The organism is Pseudoalteromonas piratica (assembly GCF_000788395.1).
GTDB lineage: Bacteria > Pseudomonadota > Gammaproteobacteria > Enterobacterales > Alteromonadaceae > Pseudoalteromonas > Pseudoalteromonas piratica.
In genome coordinates this window covers 744345-762401 of sequence record NZ_CP009889.1, presented here as the reverse complement: position 1 = coordinate 762401, position 18057 = coordinate 744345, and the positions used below count along the sequence as shown (strand labels likewise).

At 38.2% G+C, this 18057-nt stretch carries 12 protein-coding genes; 5 read left to right on the top strand and 7 right to left on the bottom strand.

Annotated elements, in window-relative coordinates:
* Positions 1 to 117 precede the first annotated feature (117 nt).
* Positions 118 to 2766, bottom strand: a complete 2649-nt coding sequence (locus OM33_RS18100; RefSeq protein ID WP_040135686.1) for a sensor domain-containing protein — start codon at positions 2764 to 2766, stop codon at positions 118 to 120.
* 100 nt (positions 2767 to 2866) lie between these two features.
* Between OM33_RS18100 and OM33_RS18095 the strand changes: the two genes are divergently transcribed.
* Together OM33_RS18095 and OM33_RS18090 are read left to right on the top strand one after the other, a co-directional pair.
* Positions 2867 to 3784, top strand: a complete 918-nt coding sequence (locus OM33_RS18095; RefSeq protein ID WP_052141156.1) for a substrate-binding domain-containing protein — start codon at positions 2867 to 2869, stop codon at positions 3782 to 3784.
* A gap of 169 nt (positions 3785 to 3953) precedes the next feature.
* Positions 3954 to 5552: an ABC-F family ATPase gene (locus OM33_RS18090; RefSeq protein ID WP_040135682.1), complete on the top strand. Its 1599-nt coding sequence runs from the start codon at positions 3954 to 3956 to the stop codon at positions 5550 to 5552.
* A 59-nt stretch (positions 5553 to 5611) separates the two neighbouring features.
* Here OM33_RS18090 and OM33_RS18085 read toward each other — a convergent pair whose 3' ends face one another.
* Together OM33_RS18085 and OM33_RS18080 are read right to left on the bottom strand one after the other, a co-directional pair.
* Complete coding sequence (locus tag OM33_RS18085) at positions 5612 to 5992, bottom strand: hypothetical protein (RefSeq protein ID WP_040135680.1); 381 nt, start codon at positions 5990 to 5992, stop codon at positions 5612 to 5614.
* A gap of 260 nt (positions 5993 to 6252) precedes the next feature.
* Positions 6253 to 7668, bottom strand: coding sequence for a PQQ-dependent sugar dehydrogenase (locus OM33_RS18080; protein ID WP_040135679.1), 1416 nt, complete (start codon positions 7666 to 7668; stop codon positions 6253 to 6255).
* Between the two features lie 123 nt (positions 7669 to 7791).
* Between OM33_RS18080 and OM33_RS18075 the strand changes: the two genes are divergently transcribed.
* The 3 genes from OM33_RS18075 to OM33_RS18065 all read left to right on the top strand — a co-directional run bounded on the left by OM33_RS18075 (position 7792) and on the right by OM33_RS18065 (position 13311).
* Positions 7792 to 9837, top strand: a complete 2046-nt coding sequence (locus OM33_RS18075) for a TonB-dependent receptor (RefSeq protein ID WP_234402781.1) — start codon at positions 7792 to 7794, stop codon at positions 9835 to 9837.
* A gap of 60 nt (positions 9838 to 9897) precedes the next feature.
* Entirely contained in the window at positions 9898 to 11805 is a 1908-nt protein-coding gene (locus tag OM33_RS18070) for an alpha/beta hydrolase family protein (protein WP_040135675.1), read from the top strand.
* A gap of 204 nt (positions 11806 to 12009) precedes the next feature.
* Positions 12010 to 13311 carry an ABC1 kinase family protein gene (locus OM33_RS18065; protein WP_040135673.1) on the top strand — a complete coding sequence of 434 codons (1302 nt, stop codon included), beginning with the start codon at positions 12010 to 12012 and terminating at the stop codon, positions 13309 to 13311.
* 11 nt (positions 13312 to 13322) lie between these two features.
* On the opposite strand, the gene OM33_RS18060 is transcribed toward OM33_RS18065, so the two are convergent.
* The 4 genes from OM33_RS18060 to OM33_RS18045 form a co-directional block, all read right to left on the bottom strand.
* Positions 13323 to 15326, bottom strand: a complete 2004-nt coding sequence (locus OM33_RS18060; protein WP_040135671.1) for a methyl-accepting chemotaxis protein — start codon at positions 15324 to 15326, stop codon at positions 13323 to 13325.
* 108 nt (positions 15327 to 15434) lie between these two features.
* Positions 15435 to 16535, bottom strand: coding sequence for a DUF4785 domain-containing protein (locus OM33_RS18055; RefSeq protein WP_040135669.1), 1101 nt, complete (start codon positions 16533 to 16535; stop codon positions 15435 to 15437).
* A gap of 12 nt (positions 16536 to 16547) precedes the next feature.
* Positions 16548 to 17405 carry a hypothetical protein gene (locus OM33_RS18050; RefSeq protein WP_040135667.1) on the bottom strand — a complete coding sequence of 286 codons (858 nt, stop codon included), beginning with the start codon at positions 17403 to 17405 and terminating at the stop codon, positions 16548 to 16550.
* Between the two features lie 199 nt (positions 17406 to 17604).
* A complete protein-coding gene (locus OM33_RS18045) occupies positions 17605 to 18042 on the bottom strand; it encodes an Lrp/AsnC family transcriptional regulator (protein ID WP_040135665.1) in 438 nt (145 codons plus the stop codon).
* Between the last annotated feature and the right edge of the window lie 15 nt (positions 18043 to 18057).

Here is an 18057-nt window from a genome sequence, read left to right as displayed (position 1 = left end):
AGTCTGTAATTTGAGCTGACATTTAAAGCTGAGCAATTAGATACCCCATAGTGAGTGCTCAGCTTTTAGCCTATCCGATATTTTACCAATTCCTGCAATATTGCATTTCTAATTACTTTAAGCAGTATTTCGCAAAGCGTGCCTTTTAACTAACGCCATTACCTCTTTCTCATTTAGTGGTTTACTAAACAAATAGCCTTGAACGTTATCAACGAGAAGTTCTTCCATTTTTCGCATTTGTGAGAAGTTTTCAACGCCTTCAGCAACAATTTTTAAGTTAAGCGATTTTGCGATGGCACAAATTGCTTTTACTATCTGAAGTCCTGCATCTGATGTGAGATCGTTAATAAATGCGCGATCTATTTTTAGACCATTAATAGGTAATGCTTTTAACCGCGACAATGAACTATAACCTGTGCCAAAGTCATCGATTAAAACGCTGTACCCTGCATCAGCTATTGACTTAAGCGGTGTCACCATATCAGCTTGATTTTCCATCATTGCAGACTCAGTAATCTCTATTTTAAGTAAATGTTTAGCCACCACTTGCTGTGTTATTAACCAATCTATTAAATGGTTATTTTTTAATTGTATTGGAGACACATTCACATTTACGAACAGGGTTTGTTGGGCGTTTTGATTTATTGTATGGCAGAATTTCGCAGCTAATTTGGCAATATAGAGCCCTACTTCAGTAATTTTTCCCATTTCTTCAATCACAGGGACAAATTCTAGCGGCGATATTTTCCCTAATGAGTCACTTTCTACACGCAGCAATGCCTCGAAACCCAAAACAACCTTTGATTGAACACAATAGATTGGTTGATACACCAATGAAACGGCACTTAAATAGCCTTGGTTACTGCAAAAGGTTTCAATTTGACGCTTTCGCTTTGTCGCAAACGCAAGTTCATCATTATAAAAGCAATATTGATCCCGCCCATTTTGTTTAGCACGATACATAGCAATATCAGATTCATGCAGCAATTGTTCAGGACAGACTTCGCACGGTGCGGCAATTTTTCGAACACCGATACTAACCGTAATGCACTGAAAGGCAATATTATCACTTTTGAGTTTATCAATGGCAGAAGAAAACTGTGCCAACATATCGTCAATTGGCATACTCAGTTTGTTACCAGAGATATAGCTGGCAAATTCATCTCCTCCTAATCTGGCGACTTCGCCATACACACTAAACTGAGTTCGCAATAATTGCGCTAATGATTTGAGCAAGAAATCACCCATTTTATGGCCATAGCCATCATTAACTAATTTGAATCGATCAAGGTCAAAGTAGAGTAGATAATACACGCCTTGGTGTATAGTCAATTCTTGCGATAAGCATTCTAAGAATGTTTGTCTGTTTAATAAGTCAGTTAATGCATCGTGCTCGGCTTGGTATTTTAATTTTTCTTCTCGTTGCTTTTTATTAGTAATATTAAGCAAACGCCCCTCAAAGATTGCTTCACTTTGGTGATTAAACCAGTGACCTATCATTAATAAGCAAAACAGTTTTCCAGATACACTTTTAACGAAGACTTCTTCTTTAAATTCTTCCCTTGCCAAAGACAAAAACTGAACTTTTTGAGTGTCAGTCATCAAAGTACAAATATTATTTTGCTGTGGAGCAAAGATTTCGAACGCATAGAATGCCGGATTAGCATCAAGCACATTGCCGTTACAGTTACAGCGAAATAACCCTTCTGAGCTATTTAAAAACAATGTTTTATATTTTTGTTCCGCTTTTAATTGATGTTCAAGCGCTGCTACCTTCAGTTTAGAAGCATCAATCAATTCTTGTTTTGCTCGGTTTAAATAGTGCGTTCTTACCTTAACAATTCGATTAACTTGAGTGTATTGGTGCCTTATGGTGGTGAGGTACATCAATAATGCTAATCCAAACAAGATTGCCAAGGTGCATATAAAAAAGCTAATAGATTGGTAACTGAAATTAACCCCTACACCATGATTGGATGTATCAAAGTACGCAACATCTAATTGTTTATCGAAAAACTTTATTTTTTTAACCGCTAACGGTGTTTGTTGAGCAAGATTAAACTCATTCTTCCAGTCAGAATTATAAAGATTTTGTTGATTTAAATTAATTAAGATATGCTGATTTTGCGTATCACCAACAGCATGAATATAATCAAAAAAGCTATTAAAATTAAATCGTAATGAAATTGTTTTACTATCAGATGAGTTAAGAATTACACTCCAAAAATCGGACTCTTTCCATTTTTTTACAATAAATGCCTGTTGGTTTTGTTTATCTAATCGTAATGTATTGCCTACCAAGTGACCAAAATCAGATTCAGGGTAACTTGCTAATAAAACATAGTTTATGTCATTGGTATCCAGTGTTTCATTATCAATAATTGTGAAATCAAACACCCCAACTTGCTGCATATAACGCGCAATAAAATCTTTATTGGTTGATAAAATACGATAAAAAAAATCAATGCTTGTTTCAAATGGCAAACCATTCATTTGGTCATCAATAAGCGGCCTGAGTTGAGTATGATTAATCTGCTCACTTTGCGAATAAAGACTGGCGATGCCCGATACTAAGTTTTCAATATAATCCACTTTACTCGAAATTGATTTACTGTAGCTGGCTAATTGAAATTGCCATTGTGCATGCTGTTTTTGGTGAAGTTGTTCGGACAACCAAATACACAGAATGACGCAAACAAACACATAAATACAAAAGATAGCGAGATACAATTTATGTTTAAAAACTAATAAAAAGTCAGTTTTCATCTATGGACTTATATAACAACTTAAGGAAAAATAGATTGAACGATAATAATTACTATTTAGATTGATGAGAAGAATTATTTTCCTTTTCCTGATTATTTCAATGTTAAGTGGTCAGGTCTTAGCCAAACCTGTTGTAAATGTGTACTCTTTTAGAAAAGCTGAGCTTATTTCACCTTTGATCACATCGTTTGAAATAGAGCATGCGGTTAAAGTTAATTTAGTCTATGGCAAGCCAAATGCTTTATTGAGCAAGCTTGCAAATGAACAGATCAACAGTCCTGTTGATGTGCTGTTAACGTCCGAATTAAGTCAACTGCAATCGTATAAACATCTTTTGCAGCCACTTGCTATTTCAAACACAGAAATTGACCCAACATTAATTGATGACAAAAGGCATTGGGTAGCAGTCTCATTGCGAATTCGGGCGTTATTTACCCGTAAAACCGACACTCATCACTCCTTAGTGAATTATTCGCAATTAGCTAATAGTGATTTAGCTGGCCAATTCTGTAATCGCGATTTCACGCATAGTTACAATCAGCAAATGGCAAAGTCCCTTAAAGCGATTGGTTCAAAACAAGATACAAACTGGCTAGATAACCCGCAAAGTTTATTGAAAAGGCGCCCCTCTGGCGGTGATCGCGATCAGCTTCGTTTTTTATACCGACAGCAATGCAATTATGCACTGGCGAATCATTACTATTACGCCATGTTAGTAAATAGCAAAAACCCATTAGACCGAGCTGTAGCGAACCATTTAGAAATGCACTTTTTGCAAACTCAATCTGGCGTTACACCTGTGTCAGCAACTGCTGCGGCGATTAGCAAAAACGCACCGAACGAACAAAATGCACAATTATTTGTTAATTTTCTACTTTCTTTAGAAGCGCAGAAATTAGTCACAACTGAACTTCACGAGTTTGCTGTATTGCCCACCATCCGCAAAACACAATTAACACACTACCCAAATCTGAAACTATCGTTAGAGAGTGTTAAAAAAGCGCTGAAAAACAAATAGGAGGCCAAATAAATTATGCTTTATTTTAGTTAGGGTAAATATTAAGTAAGGCATAAAACGGCTAAAATAAGTTGAAAAGGATTTTTCTTAAAACAAACGCGTCAATTGCTATTTTGTCTTTGTAGATGGTGGTAAACTGCCGCAAATTTTTATTGGGTTATAAAAAACAATGCTTAGTTCTAACAACATCACCATGCAATTTGGTGCAAAACCACTTTTTGAAAATATCTCGGTTAAATTTGGCGATGGAAATCGTTACGGCCTGATTGGTGCCAATGGCTGTGGTAAATCAACATTCATGAAAATCTTAAGTGGTGAACTTGAACCAAGCGCAGGTAATATTTCATATGATCCCAATGAACGCATTGCTAAACTAAATCAAGACCAGTTTGCCTACGAAGAGTTCAGTGTTGTTGATACTGTTATTATGGGTCACAAAGAACTTTGGAATATTAAAAAAGAACGTGATCGTATCTATTCACTACCCGAGATGAGTGAAGAAGAAGGCATGTTGGTTGCTGAACTTGAAACACAGTTCGCAGAAATGGATGGCTATTCAGCAGAAGCAAAAGCCGGTGAACTGTTATTAGGTGTCGGTATTCCAACGGAGCAGCACTATGGTTTGATGTCAGAAGTTGCACCAGGATGGAAACTGCGTGTGCTACTTGCACAAGTACTCTTTGCCGAGCCTGATATCATGTTACTCGATGAACCAACAAACAACCTCGATATTTACACCATTAAGTGGTTAGAAGATGTTTTGAATCAACGTGATTGTACCATGATCATTATTTCGCACGACCGCCACTTTTTAAACTCAGTATGTACCCATATGGCCGATATTGACTACGGTGAGTTACGCATTTATCCGGGTAACTACGATGAATATATGTTTGCGGCCACTCAAGCTCGCGAACGTCTATTATCTGACAACGCCAAAAAGAAAGCGCAAATAGCCGAACTTCAACAATTTGTCTCGCGTTTCTCTGCCAATGCATCAAAAGCAAAGCAAGCAACATCACGCGCGAAACAAATCGATAAAATTCAACTAGAAGAAGTGAAAGCTTCAAGCCGTCAAAACCCCTTTATTCGTTTTGAACAGTCAAAGCAATTATTCAGAAATGCTCTTGAACTTGAAAACCTTGCTCAAGGTTACGATGAAACCCTATTTAGCAATTTATCAGCGCTTGTTGAAGTGGGTGAAAAAGTGGCGATCATCGGTGAGAATGGTGTAGGTAAAACAACCCTTCTTCATACGCTTGCAAACCGTTTAGCTGCAAAAGACGGCGAAGTTAAATGGTCAGAAAATGCGAATATTGGTTATTATGCTCAAGATCACGCTGATGACTTTGCCGCGGAAATGGATCTATTTCAATGGATGGAGCAATGGCAACAAGAAGGTGACGATGAGCAAGTAGTCCGTGGTTATTTAGGTCGCTTATTGTTCTCACAAAATGACATTAAGAAGTCAGTTAAAGTAATTTCAGGTGGTGAGCAAGGACGTATGTTGTTTGGCAAATTAATGATGCATAAGCCAAACATCTTATTAATGGATGAACCAACAAACCACATGGACATGGAATCGATTGAATCTTTAAACCTTGCCCTTGAGCAATACCAAGGCACCTTGTTTTTCGTATCGCACGATCGTCAATTCGTTTCGTCTCTTGCAACCCGTATTTGGGAAATTAAAGACGGCAAAGTGATCGACTTCCAAGGTTCTTACGATGAATATTTAGCTAAAAAAGAAGCGGAAGAAATTCGATAATTCTAATAAAGGCGCTGTTAAAGCGCCTTTTTACCATTCTAAAGACAACATGACAGGCTTTATTCTAAACTAAAACCTTTATCTCTTAACCAGTTTAACGCTGCTAACTCAGAAGTCGTCTTATAAAACGGTATACCTGCATTTTCAACGTGATGCTGAATATGCTTTCCTTGTGTATGACTATCTACCAGCCAACATTCTGCGCATTGGTTTGAACGCATTAATTGTATCGTGTTGTTATGCTTGTAGTTTATCACTTCGTCAGACACCCGCCATCCCCGTAAATCGGCATATATTGACCAAGATGCATGGCGAGCACGAGATATCGTTTCATCCAGCAAAGTTAAATAGCCAATATCTGCTTGAATGTCCCAATCACCGGAAATTGAAACAACGATTACGTTATTTTTAAGTGTCACTTGATAGATAGGTTCAATCATTATTATGTTTAGGCCATATCAAAATAGATGCCATAGTCCAATTACTTTAAATACCTATTGTGAAATACTGACAGTTTCATTTATGGAAAACTTAATTCGAAACTATCACTTCATTTAGAACAACTCCACCCGAGATTAAAAAGCAACTCGTCAACTTTGGTATCAGGTTCTTAATTAAAACATGCAATATAAGTTTTGATGCTTATTCGCTGCTGTTCAAATAAAAAGGCACAAAATAGTGTGCCTTTTTTCATGAATAATTACTTGGTGATAGCAATAATCTTACTTTGATTTTTATTGCGGTCATTTATTGTTAAATAAATACTACCATCTGGTGCGGTGACAACATCTCGGATCCGCCCTAACCCCTTTAAGATTATTTCATCTTCCACAACCTTATTATTTTCGATACGTAAACGATGTAGTTGTTTCTTAGCTAAACTGCCTACGAATAAATCACCTTGCCATTTTTTGAATTGTTCCCCGGTGTAAAAATTCATGCCAGCAACTGCGATTGAAGGTGTCCAGTGATGTACAGGTGATTGCATACCCGGTAGCTCGGTGTGCTCCGTAATAGGTGTGCCATTATAATTCATGCCAAAAGTGACTTTTGGCCAACCATAGTTCACGCCTTTTGTAATCAGGTTTAATTCATCGCCGCCACGCGGACCATGCTCGGTCGACCATAATTGACCCGTTGAAGGATGTAGCGTTAATCCCTGAGGATTACGATTACCGTAGGTCCAAATCGTTTTTTGAGCTCCAGGCTCATTGTAGAAAGGGTTATCCTTTGGAATACGCCCATCTTTATAAATTCGATGAATTTTACCGTTTTGTGTTGTGATATCTTGCGCATCATTTTGACGGCCTTCATCACCATTGGTAAAAAATAAGTAGTCGCCTTGAATTGCAAAACGTGAGCCAAAGTGCCAACCACGGTTTTGTCGGTTTTCAGGTTCCGCTTCAAATAAAGTTTGTTGCTCTAGCCACTTTCCGCCTTTTATTTTACCACGCACTATTTTGGTAAACGCAACTTCATCACCTGCATCATTTTTTCCTGCCGGCTGACTAAATGACAGGTAAATCCAACCATTTTGTTGGTAATTTGGATCAGGATAGACATCCAATAATCCTCCTTGCCGTTTATGCCAAACCTTTGGAATGCCTTTGATTTGCGTTTTCACACCGTTAATATCTAAATGCCAAAGCTCACCCTCACGAAGTGTGTAGAGCAAGCTATTGTCAGGTAAGAAGTCAAGAGCCCATACAATGCCATCAGTGGTTAACACTTCTTGAGTTGATACAGAGTGGTATTTGGTTTTAAACGCTTTGCCAAACTCTGATTCTGGTGTTTGTTGTTGCGCAGCTTTTGCACCCGCTTCACGGATATAAACAACCAGTGTGCGTACTTCTTCATCAGTCAGCACGCTGCCAAATGCCGGCATGCCAGCACTGGCGATGCCCTTTTTGATTGCATCTGTAAGCGCTTGATCTGTACCTGATGAAAGCCAAGTTTTATCGACCAGTGACCCTGCCATGCCACCCGTTAACGTTTCACCATGGCACGATGCACACGTTGATTTAAACAGGTCTTCAACTTTGGCATGAACAGGTGCGCTCAAAGCAGCAAATATCACTGCCCCTAATATCGGTAACTTATTAATTTTTTGATACATATTATTATTTCACGGTAGATCGATTAGTTGCTTAATGCAGTATAATGGGCAGAGTTTAAATTAACAGTCAAGTTGCGATTAAAGGTTAGTTTCGTGCGAAAAGTGTTTACAAAATCAGTTTTAATGAGCGTTATCGCTTTACATTTCAATGCAAATGCCACTACCTCAGGCAATAGCCTTTCAGAGATTGAAACCATAGTAACAACTGCCAATCGCGCTGAGCAATCCCATTTAAAACTCATAGGTAACACTAGCGTTATCGCAAAAGACGCTATTGAATCAGTTAATGCAGAGCATTTAAATCAACTGCTTAGCCTTGCGTCGGGTGTATGGTTAAGCCGCGGCAATGGACAAGAATCGCTTTTATCCGTTCGCTCTCCGGTTTTAACAGGGGCAGGATCATGCGCGGAATTTTTAACACTAGAAAATAACATTAGTCTTCGCGCGCCTGGCTTTTGTAATGTGAACCAATTATTCGATAGCCATTTTGAAGCAAGTGACAACATTGAAGTGGTTAAAGGTAACAACTCTGCCCGCTATGGCTCGAATGCAATTCACGGCATTATCAACCTCACCAATACCCTTTATGATAAACCTACAAGCGCGAGTTTAGATATCGGCAGTGACGACTTCTATCGCTTAAATGGCAGCATTAGCCAAGACTATCATGATGTGTCTTTTGGTGCCGCTGCCACCATTACTTCCGATGGGGGTTTTCAAGAAAGTTCGGGTTATCAACAACAAAAACTATCAGTAGGTGCTAAACATAACCTTGGTAGGTGGCAATCAATGCATCACTTTACAATTACTAACTTGGCTCAGGACACTGCCGGTTACTTACAACAAGGGGAACACGCATATAAGGATAAGTCCCTACTCAAAATTAATGCGTTTCCAGATGCTTATCGTGACAGCATATCGCTACGCTACAGTATGAATAATATGCTTGAATTAGAGGATACTCGATGGGAAATTACGCCCTATCTTAGATACAACCAAATGGAATTTTTAATGCACTTTTTACCGGGTACCCCGGTTGAAGAGAATGATCAAAAAAGCCTTGGTGTACAAATTAAACGCCTTAGTAATATAAACGATCGTCTCAGCTTAAAAATTGGCAGTGATATTGACTTAACAAAAGGTAGTTTATTGCAATATCAGACCGCTGAAACAGAGTCTAACTCTGCTTTTCTGCGCGCGGTTTTACCACAGGGCAAGCATTACGATTACAGTGTCTTTGGCCAAAACTATGCCGTGTTTAGCCAGCTTGATATGACATTGGCTGATAATCAAAATGCATTTGTCGCCGTGCGCTATGATGTTACGCAATACAAGTACACAAACCACATGGCAAGCGGTAATTTAAAAGAGGATGGCACCGCGTGTGGCTTTGGCGGTTGCCGTTATACACGACCTGATGATCAACGTACTACCTTTAACGATTTCAGTTTTAGTCTGGGCTATTCTTACGCCATTGACGACAACCTAATTATTTTTACCAAAGCGGATGATAGCTTTAGAGCCCCCCACACGGCTGAGTTATACCGTTTACAAAACAATCAGCAAAACATCGATATTAACAGTGTAGATGCCAATCAACTTGAAATAGGCATGCGTTACATGAATGGTGATCTTTTTGCAGAAGTTAATATCTACCACCTAGAAAAGCAAAATGCTATTTACCAAGATGCTGATAGACATTATTTAAATGGTTTAGAAACACGCCACCGGGGTATTGAACTAGACCTCAATTGGCAGATACACCCGCTTTTAAAAGCGCGATTAAATACCAGTTATGCCAAGCATACCTATGAAAATAACCCACAAAACGGTGCGACTATAAAAGGCAATGAAATTGATACCTCACCTCGGTTAATGGCAAACATGCACTTCGATTGGCAAGTATCGAATAGCGTGAACACACAGCTCGAAATACGCCATTTAGATGGGTATTACCTAGATGCGCAAAATACTCAGCAATATGCAGGCCATACCGTGAGTAATTTACGTACTTATTGGGAAATAAACGATGCCATTTCGCTTTCATTGGCTATTTTGAATCTCTTTGATTCACGCTATGCCGAACGTGCTGATTATGCATTTGGTAATCATAGATACTTTATTGGCGAACCAAGAAACTACTCTGCACAGTTACGATATCAGTTTTAATTTTAAAAAATATCCATTAAAATCAGCCACAAATTTAATTAGCATATACAAGGAGGTAGCATGCTAAATCGTTTGCTTGCTGTTTTACTATTCCTATTTGTCCTTAACATAAAGGCAGAACCACTGCCGATAAAGTCATTTGCGTCATTACCACAAGTACAAAACGTAAACTTATCACCCGATGGCAATAAAATTGCCTATTTACAAAATTATGCCGGTACCTTGGTTTTACGAGTATTCGATAACACTGCACAAAAAGATTTGCCCGTTATCAAAAGTGATAATTTAAATACCATTCTAAATTGGGTTGAATGGGCAAACAACGATGTTTTGCTACTAGGCTTGAGCTATACCAGTAGAGAAGGCTCTCTTAAATACACCAGCACACGACTTTACAAGTTTGATTTAAAAAGTAAAACGCAAAAGCCGGTTCGACTGATCAGTCCAAAGCGAGGGCGCGAAACATTAGATCCCCAGTTCCAAGATAATGTGATCAACTTTTTACCGGAAGACGACGAGCATATTTTGGTTGCAGCTGCATTTGATACCCCTAATCGTCCTAGCGTTTATAAAGTAAATGTGAATACTAGAAAACGTAAACGATTAATGCGCAGTAAAGACAATGTCAAAGACTGGATAACCGACCGCCAAGGTAACGTTAGAATTGGCTTTGCAGTAGATGATACCACTGTCACTTATAAGCTCTTTGTTAAAAATAGCCATAAGCAAAAAGAGCTATTTAAATTTGAAGTATTTAGCCGAGATAGAGTGTCTATTATTGGATTTGATAAAAACCCAAATATCATTTACTTCACTGCTCTATTAGATGGCAAGGATGCACTTTATAAAACGGATATTTCAAAAGATATTCTTAAGCATGAACTTGTGTTTTCAGATCCTGACTATGATTTTGACGGCAGTTTACTTTACTCCAATGTGACAGGCGAAGTGATTGGCTTTACACACTCAAACTTAGATAATGGCCGCCAATATTGGGACACGGATAGAGCCAACTTACAAAAAGCCCTAAACTCAGCTTTTCCTGAGGATAAAATCACGGTATTTGATTTCAGCGATGATGGAACGAAATACCTTGCTTACAAACGCTCTACAATGGATCCAGGCACCTATTATTTTGGTGATAGAGCAGCCAATAACATATCCATCTTTTCCCAGAGATACCCAGATATTACCGAGCAGGTTATCGCTCAGAAAACTAACATCGTTTACCCAGCCCGTGATGGTTTAAACATTGAGGGCTATTTAACCCTGCCAAATAGCGAAAATACACAAAACTTACCTACCATTATTTTGCCACATGGCGGCCCCATGGCTCGTGATTATGCTGGTTTTGATTATTGGAGTCAGTTATTTGCTAACCAAGGATATGCAGTATTACAGCCAAACTTTAGAGGGTCATCAGGCTATGGGTATGATTTTGAAATGTCTGCCTTACAAGGTTGGGGAGATGAGATGCAAAACGACTTAGAAGATGCAGCAAAATGGATGATCTCAAAGGGCTATGCAGATAAAGATCGCATCTGTATGGTTGGTGCAAGTTATGGCGGTTATGCCTCATTAATGGCATTAATTAAACACCCTGAAACGTTTAAATGCGCGGCCAGCTTCGCCCCCGTTACTGACCTTGAAATGATTGTGTCAAAAGCACGTTATTTCGATAATAAAGAGATAATCAAAGCCCAATTTGGCACTGACGATGATAAATTAGCATCGCAATCTCCTGTCAATTTCGCAAAAGTCATTAACCGACCAATTTTATTAATTCATGGCACTGATGATAAAGTTGTTCCAGTGGCTCATAGTCGTGACATGTTTGATGAGTTAAATGATTATGACAAGCAAGTTGAATACATCGAGTTAGAAGATGGTAATCATTATTTAAATTATGAAAAGCACCGTATTCAAACATTAACGGCAATTACCGAGTTTTTGAAAAAGCATCTGTAATTATCGCTTTTTAAGGGGAATGAATAGCTCTACCACTCATGTACTTTTAAAGCACAGAGTTTGTAATGTTTCTATTCTTTCCCCTCAAAACAGGCTCTTTTTCAGTTCTTTTTAGCAAATAATCTTTATTGCGTCGCTATCGTTTAATTTAAACCATTACGATATGCATAACGTATTGGTCATTGCATTACTTGTGGAGACAGTATGGAAAAAAAAGAAGTAAAAGTGCCCAGCTCACGTTTTGGCAGAGCAAGTAAACTGGGAGGCTTATTTGCAAAAGTTGCTACCAATGTGGCTTTTCATGGCACTAAAGAGTTTGTAAAAGGAAAGAAACCTGTTTTATCGGACTTATTACTCACACCAAACAACCTGCAAAAACTGACTAACGAGCTTGCCTCTATGCGTGGTGCAGCCATGAAGTTAGGTCAGTTACTGTCTATGGATGCGGGAGAGCTTCTGCCGCCAGAATTAAGTTCAATTCTCGCCAAATTACGTGATAACGCCAATGCAATGCCACATAAGCAACTGGTAAAAGTACTAACGGATGAATGGGGAGAAAATTGGGTCGATAACTTTGCTTATTTTAACCTTAAACCGTTTGCGTGTGCCTCCATTGGTCAGGTCCATATTGCCCATGATGATTGCGCAAAAAAACTGGCTGTTAAACTTCAATACCCAGGCGTTAAAGGTGCCATAAAAAGCGATGTTGATAACCTAGGCCGAATATTAAAACTCTCTGGCCTGATACCAAAACAAGTTGATTTAGACACCTTACTTAATGAAACTGCCGAGCAACTTATTAACGAGGCTAATTACGAGAAAGAAGCACAATTTATTTGTAGGTTTGAAAATCAACTCAATCAAAATCAGTTTACGCTTCCAAAAGTACATTCACTTAGCAATGATAATATTCTCGTTATGAGTTTTATCGAGGGTATGCCGATAGAAGAAGCTGCCACTTTATCTCAAGCAAGACGAGATAAAATAGCAACGGCGTTATTTACCCTCTTTTTTACTGAATTATTTGACTTGCAACTTATGCAAACTGACCCGAATTTCGCTAATTATCTTTACCATGTTGAAACGCACAAAATTGGTTTACTTGATTTCGGCGCTACACGCGAAATATCCGATAACATTGCTTCTGGTTATCTATCTCTTTTCAAAGCGTTGTATTTGCAAGATAAAACACAGATTGAACAGGCAGCTCGTAGTATTGGTTTTTTCAAAGCTGAAATTGATGGTGAATACTTAACAAAAATTTTGAATGTGTTTCGTATTGCGTCTGAGCCACTTCGGTTAGATCAAGAGTATGATTTTGCAACCTGCACCATTGCAGCGAGTTTGCGAAACGAAAGTATGAGCATCAACAAGCAAAAGGACCAGTGGCACACGCCCCCCGTAGATGCATTATTTATTCATCGCAAAATAGCGGGACTATACCTTTTAGCCAAACGGCTTAATGCCAAAGTGAATGTTCATCAACTTTTAAAACCCTACTTGTAATAAAAAAGGAATTAAAGCTTAAAGCGATTGAGTGCTTCGCTAACTTTATGACCAAGCTCATTAATTTGACTAATATTTTCACTGAGTGCTGACACTTCATTACTATTATGCTCAGCACTTTTTTCCACATCTTGTAAACGCTCAACAATATCTTGTGCCATTGAAATTTGCGTGGCGCTAGAGCTATCAATTTGATTACTTTGATCAGCAAGACGAGATAAGCTTTGCTCTATGCTGTCTACTGCTGCGGTTAGCGTAGCGCTTCGTTCTGTACATTTTAGCGCTGATTCTTGCCCTTGATTAATGGTATTTTGTGCTTCGGTTGTGCCATTTTGTAAACGCGTTATCATTTGCGCAATTTCTTTCGTGGACGCTTGAGTGCGGGATGCGAGCAGCCTTACTTCATCGGCAACAACAGCAAACCCTCGTCCTTGCTCCCCTGCTCTTGCCGCTTCAATTGCTGCGTTTAACGCCAATAAATTTGTTTGCTCAGAAATCGCCACAATTGTATCGAGAATACTGCCTATGTTGCTTGATTGGATTGATAGTTCGTCCATCAGTTTAACGGAGGTATTTAAATTTGCTGCCAGTAATTGAATTTGCTCTCTGTTTTGGGTAGCAAGACTGAGTACGGCGTCACTTTGCTTACTGGCGTCAAGAATATCATTATTGCTTTGTTTGGTTTGCTTGTTCACCATATCTGCACTGTGATGTACATCTTCAGCAAGTGTTGTTGTGTGCTTTGCACGTGCAATTTGCTTTTGTGCGTTAGATGATACTGTGCTGCTTCTATTTAGGGAATTTTCTAAGCGCTCTTCTAAAATCACCACTTGCGCGAAAATATCATTGATTAACTCTTTTAAATTGTGAATAACACGGTTAAGTTTGTCACTGAGTTCACCAAATTCGTCTTCATTTATTTTTTTGGCATCCCTAGAGAAATCACCATTAGCAACTCGTGTTAGCGTGTTATTAACATGACTTAAAGGCGTAATAATGGCTTTTATGGTCAGAGTTGCAATAACAAATGCGACTAACAAGAACACCACAGCAATGATGATTAACAACAGTTTGTTATCTGCAATTTTATTGTCTGCAATTTGCTGGTATCTATTTACAATATCGCCTGCGCTTTGTTTTATTTGCATTATTGAATCTGCAATAGAATCAGACAGCGACTCTATTTTGTGAAAGTTGTCTTCAATCTGTATCTCTTTTTCCGACTGCGTTTTTTGCTGGAGATATAAGGTTCCTGGTGTATCGAGATTTGCGTTGAAAGCAATGAGATTATTTTCGAATGCTTGTTTAAAATCACCACTATTTACTGTACTTAATTGTTGTAAAAGAAAGTTAAAGTTATCTTTAATATTCGCTAGTAAAAATCGTGTATCATTTTGGTGCTTTTCTTGGGTTTCTCGGTCTAGGGTTTGCTTTAAATTATTCGTTAAGTCGATAAGATTAAATAGCATGTCGTCGATACGAACCACAGTTCCCATCACCTCCTCTAATAATCGTCCGTTCAAGCCAGAAATAGATTCTAAATCATACAGTAAGTCTGCAGAGTCTTTGATTAGCGCTAGCTGCTTCATAATTAAATCTTTATTCTCGTTTTTTGCAGCAATTAATGTTTTTTTACTCTTGATGAGGTTTTCGGATGCAGTAATCAATAATAGACTTTGCTCGTTTAACGTGCCTAAGTTAATGGCATTATTTGTGTGATTTATACTGAGTTTTGATAGCAAGCTTTGTTTGAGCTGGTCGTTTTGATTTGAGAGTTTTTCGATTAATGCAATTTTTGATGCGCCATAAATTGCATTGGCGTTTTTTGAATAGTTTAAGATAATTGATTGGATATCATCTGCACTTCGCTGAACGGGCAATGCTTCCTGTTTTATATTTAAATAAGCGCGCTCAATATTGGTGAGGGAAAAATAGAAAAACAGGCAAACTGCAGCAAGCAGGATACCAACGGATGCAAAGCCAAATGTAATTTTTTGCTTTACTGTTAACACCATAGAATTGCCCTTAAAACTCGAGTGTTGAATTAAGTATAACGTAATATTAATCAGTTGATTTTTTAAAAAGAAAATACGCCAAAGAGATTGGCGTATTTATTGGGTGAGTTAAAGTGCTTTTGGTGTGTTTAAAACAAGTAATCGTGAGTGATCTTTCAGCACTACATTGGTAAGCCTATATTCCCGGTAGCGGCTCTGCACATTAAACGGGATGTTAAAATTACCGTCACTGTTGAACATTTTTGCCATTTCTACTGTAGCAATCGCATTAAAGTGCTTACCATCATTGCTGCCTTGTAAAGTAGCTTGAATGCTAAATTTACCAGGCTCATTAATCGTTAGCGGTACTGATGCATTAATTGTATTTGCCAGTTCAGTAAACGAATAATTAGCGTCTATTTTTGCTGTCTGTTTAACATTAACAAATGGAATTTTAATAGAACGCTTAACCGGTGAATTGGCAAGGGTCCCTTCTACTTGCAGCTCTATTTCATACAATCCATTAATAGCACCAACATAAGCTAATTGTTCATTAAATGAGATCAGATTATTCGTTATGCCAACATCTATTATGCGTTGCATTGGGCTTTTCAACCTTGCTGAAATGCCCGTGACTTTAATGTTTTGATCTGTAAAAGCCAGTGATGTTAATTCAAATCCATTCGTCTCATTTGATAGCTCATTCGGGGCATTTACATTCAAAATTGCATGACTGTCCTTTTCTTTTACATGTACTAAATAACGCGCATCGTCAGGCAAGTATTGTTTTGTCTGTAACAAAAGTGTTTGGAGCGCTTTATTAGACTTAACTTTTAAAGCAACACTGCCGTCAGAAAACCCTGCATCATTCATTTCTTTTTGCGCAAACACTTGTTCTGCGAAGGTTCCTTTTGTCATCACGCCATCTTTAGGTAGCAGTGTGAGCGCATTAACATTCAATGGTTCGATATATGTTTGCGTTGCGTTTTTTTCTATCAATTTTGGTGCAACACGTACAAAACTGTTACTTGCAGAAAGTGGTAAGTCGATTCCATTTTGTAACTCTTTACCCGTTACAGTTAACCAATATTCATTACTCGAAACAGATTGTTCTAGCTGTTTTTTAATCTCTGGTTGGATTTGCTTAAATTGGAAAACAATGTCATTAGCAAATGTATTTGCAGCAAAGGTCAAACCGCAAACAAAGGTTAATAAGGTTATATTTTTCATTATTTTACTTCCTTAAATGCGATTACGAAGAAGGCCATCAAGATTGAAACATTTACGACGACTTTGGTGATGACTTAAAGGCTCACTGCCACGCGTACGGCTTTTATCTGTAAACCAAACACTACCAGCCAATGATTGTGAACTGCACTCAAGAAAACCATCAGAACAATTGTCCAGCCAGTTTTGCGTCACTTCGAGTGCGACTTGGTACTGATAACCGCCACAGTAACTGTCCCCATCCCAAATTGCGGAGTCAACATCACTGCCTACAACTACCTCAAATTGTGAGCTCAAAGCAGGTCTATTAGGTGTGCCATTTAACCAATTTTGGTTATAGTGAGCCATCCAGCCAACTTGTTGTTGCTTAACCGCATCACTGCTATAGCCTAAGATCCAACCGAGTGTTGTTTCAAACGTATTGCCAGTAGTGACCGCATCGGCAAGCGGTGTTCCGCCTGATGAAGGAGCAAGTGCAATGGTTTTGGTTACCGTATTAATTATTTTTACAAAACGGCTATCCCAAGTTGGGTTTGACAAAATCCAGCGCACAACATTGCCACCATTTGAATGCGTAATGAGTGTAAGCTGGGTAATATTTTTATTGTTAATGAAAGTGGTTAATTGTTCTGCTAAACAGCCCGATGCACGGGTATCCCACATATATTTATCAAAGTCACAATTAATGACAGTAATATTGTTTGTGTTGGATAAACCTTGTTTAACTGAGTTAACAAATTCGCCTGTCCAATAATCATTGTAAGCGTCGGTTTGATTCCCTGTGCCGTGAATAAAGGCGAGACCTTGATTAGCAAATAAGCTATTGCTTGCGTACAACATCACCGCATAAGCTATTATTTTAATTATTTTCATACTGTGTGTTCCTAAATATTATTTTGTGATCGGAGGAGTGACCTCCGATCACAAAATAACCAATTTAGGTACATTTACAATATTTTTTTACACATTATTAACAATTAATATTAACAATGACTTAGTTATTACAGATTTATGTAAGTACCGCGTCAGATTCATAACAAATTGATATACACAAAGACTTATAATGTATTAGTTAAGAATCCTTAACCGATGCCATCACAACATGCGTTGTGATTGTTGCCACTTTTTCAATATTACCCAGAACGTTAGTATGAAATTGCTTATAGCTTTTTAAATCCACTGTTTCTACTCGCAAGATATACTCAAACGCACCAGTTACGTTGTGGCATTCAAGTACTTCTTTTGACAATGTAATTGCTTGTTCAAATTTCATTTGGGCTGCGTTAGTGTGTTCTGACAAACCTACTGTTACAAATGCCTTAAATCCAATGCCCAGTTGTTCGGTATCAATATGCGCTTTATAGCCAGTTATTATTTTTTTACGCTCTAATTCTTGCACACGTCTCAAACACGCTGACGGTGATAACCCAATACGCTCAGCAAGCTCAATATTTGAGATATTGCTGTCACGTGACAATTCAAACAATATTTGTTCGTTATATCTGTCCATACCAATTTTAATTGC

What these genes read in the sequence shown, in the direction of transcription:
- OM33_RS18100 (WP_040135686.1), bottom strand. Translation starts at nt 2,766, where the DNA reads ATGAAAACTGACTTTTTATTAGTTTTTAAACATAAATTGTATCTCGCT.
- OM33_RS18095 (WP_052141156.1), top strand. Translation starts at nt 2,867, where the DNA reads ATGTTAAGTGGTCAGGTCTTAGCCAAACCTGTTGTAAATGTGTACTCT.
- OM33_RS18090 (WP_040135682.1), top strand. Translation starts at nt 3,954, where the DNA reads ATGCTTAGTTCTAACAACATCACCATGCAATTTGGTGCAAAACCACTT.
- OM33_RS18085 (WP_040135680.1), bottom strand. Translation starts at nt 5,992, where the DNA reads ATGATTGAACCTATCTATCAAGTGACACTTAAAAATAACGTAATCGTT.
- OM33_RS18080 (WP_040135679.1), bottom strand. Translation starts at nt 7,668, where the DNA reads ATGTATCAAAAAATTAATAAGTTACCGATATTAGGGGCAGTGATATTT.
- OM33_RS18075 (WP_234402781.1), top strand. Translation starts at nt 7,792, where the DNA reads ATGAGCGTTATCGCTTTACATTTCAATGCAAATGCCACTACCTCAGGC.
- OM33_RS18070 (WP_040135675.1), top strand. Translation starts at nt 9,898, where the DNA reads ATGCTAAATCGTTTGCTTGCTGTTTTACTATTCCTATTTGTCCTTAAC.
- OM33_RS18065 (WP_040135673.1), top strand. Translation starts at nt 12,010, where the DNA reads ATGGAAAAAAAAGAAGTAAAAGTGCCCAGCTCACGTTTTGGCAGAGCA.
- OM33_RS18060 (WP_040135671.1), bottom strand. Translation starts at nt 15,326, where the DNA reads ATGGTGTTAACAGTAAAGCAAAAAATTACATTTGGCTTTGCATCCGTT.
- OM33_RS18055 (WP_040135669.1), bottom strand. Translation starts at nt 16,535, where the DNA reads ATGAAAAATATAACCTTATTAACCTTTGTTTGCGGTTTGACCTTTGCT.
- OM33_RS18050 (WP_040135667.1), bottom strand. Translation starts at nt 17,405, where the DNA reads ATGAAAATAATTAAAATAATAGCTTATGCGGTGATGTTGTACGCAAGC.
- OM33_RS18045 (WP_040135665.1), bottom strand. Translation starts at nt 18,042, where the DNA reads ATGGACAGATATAACGAACAAATATTGTTTGAATTGTCACGTGACAGC.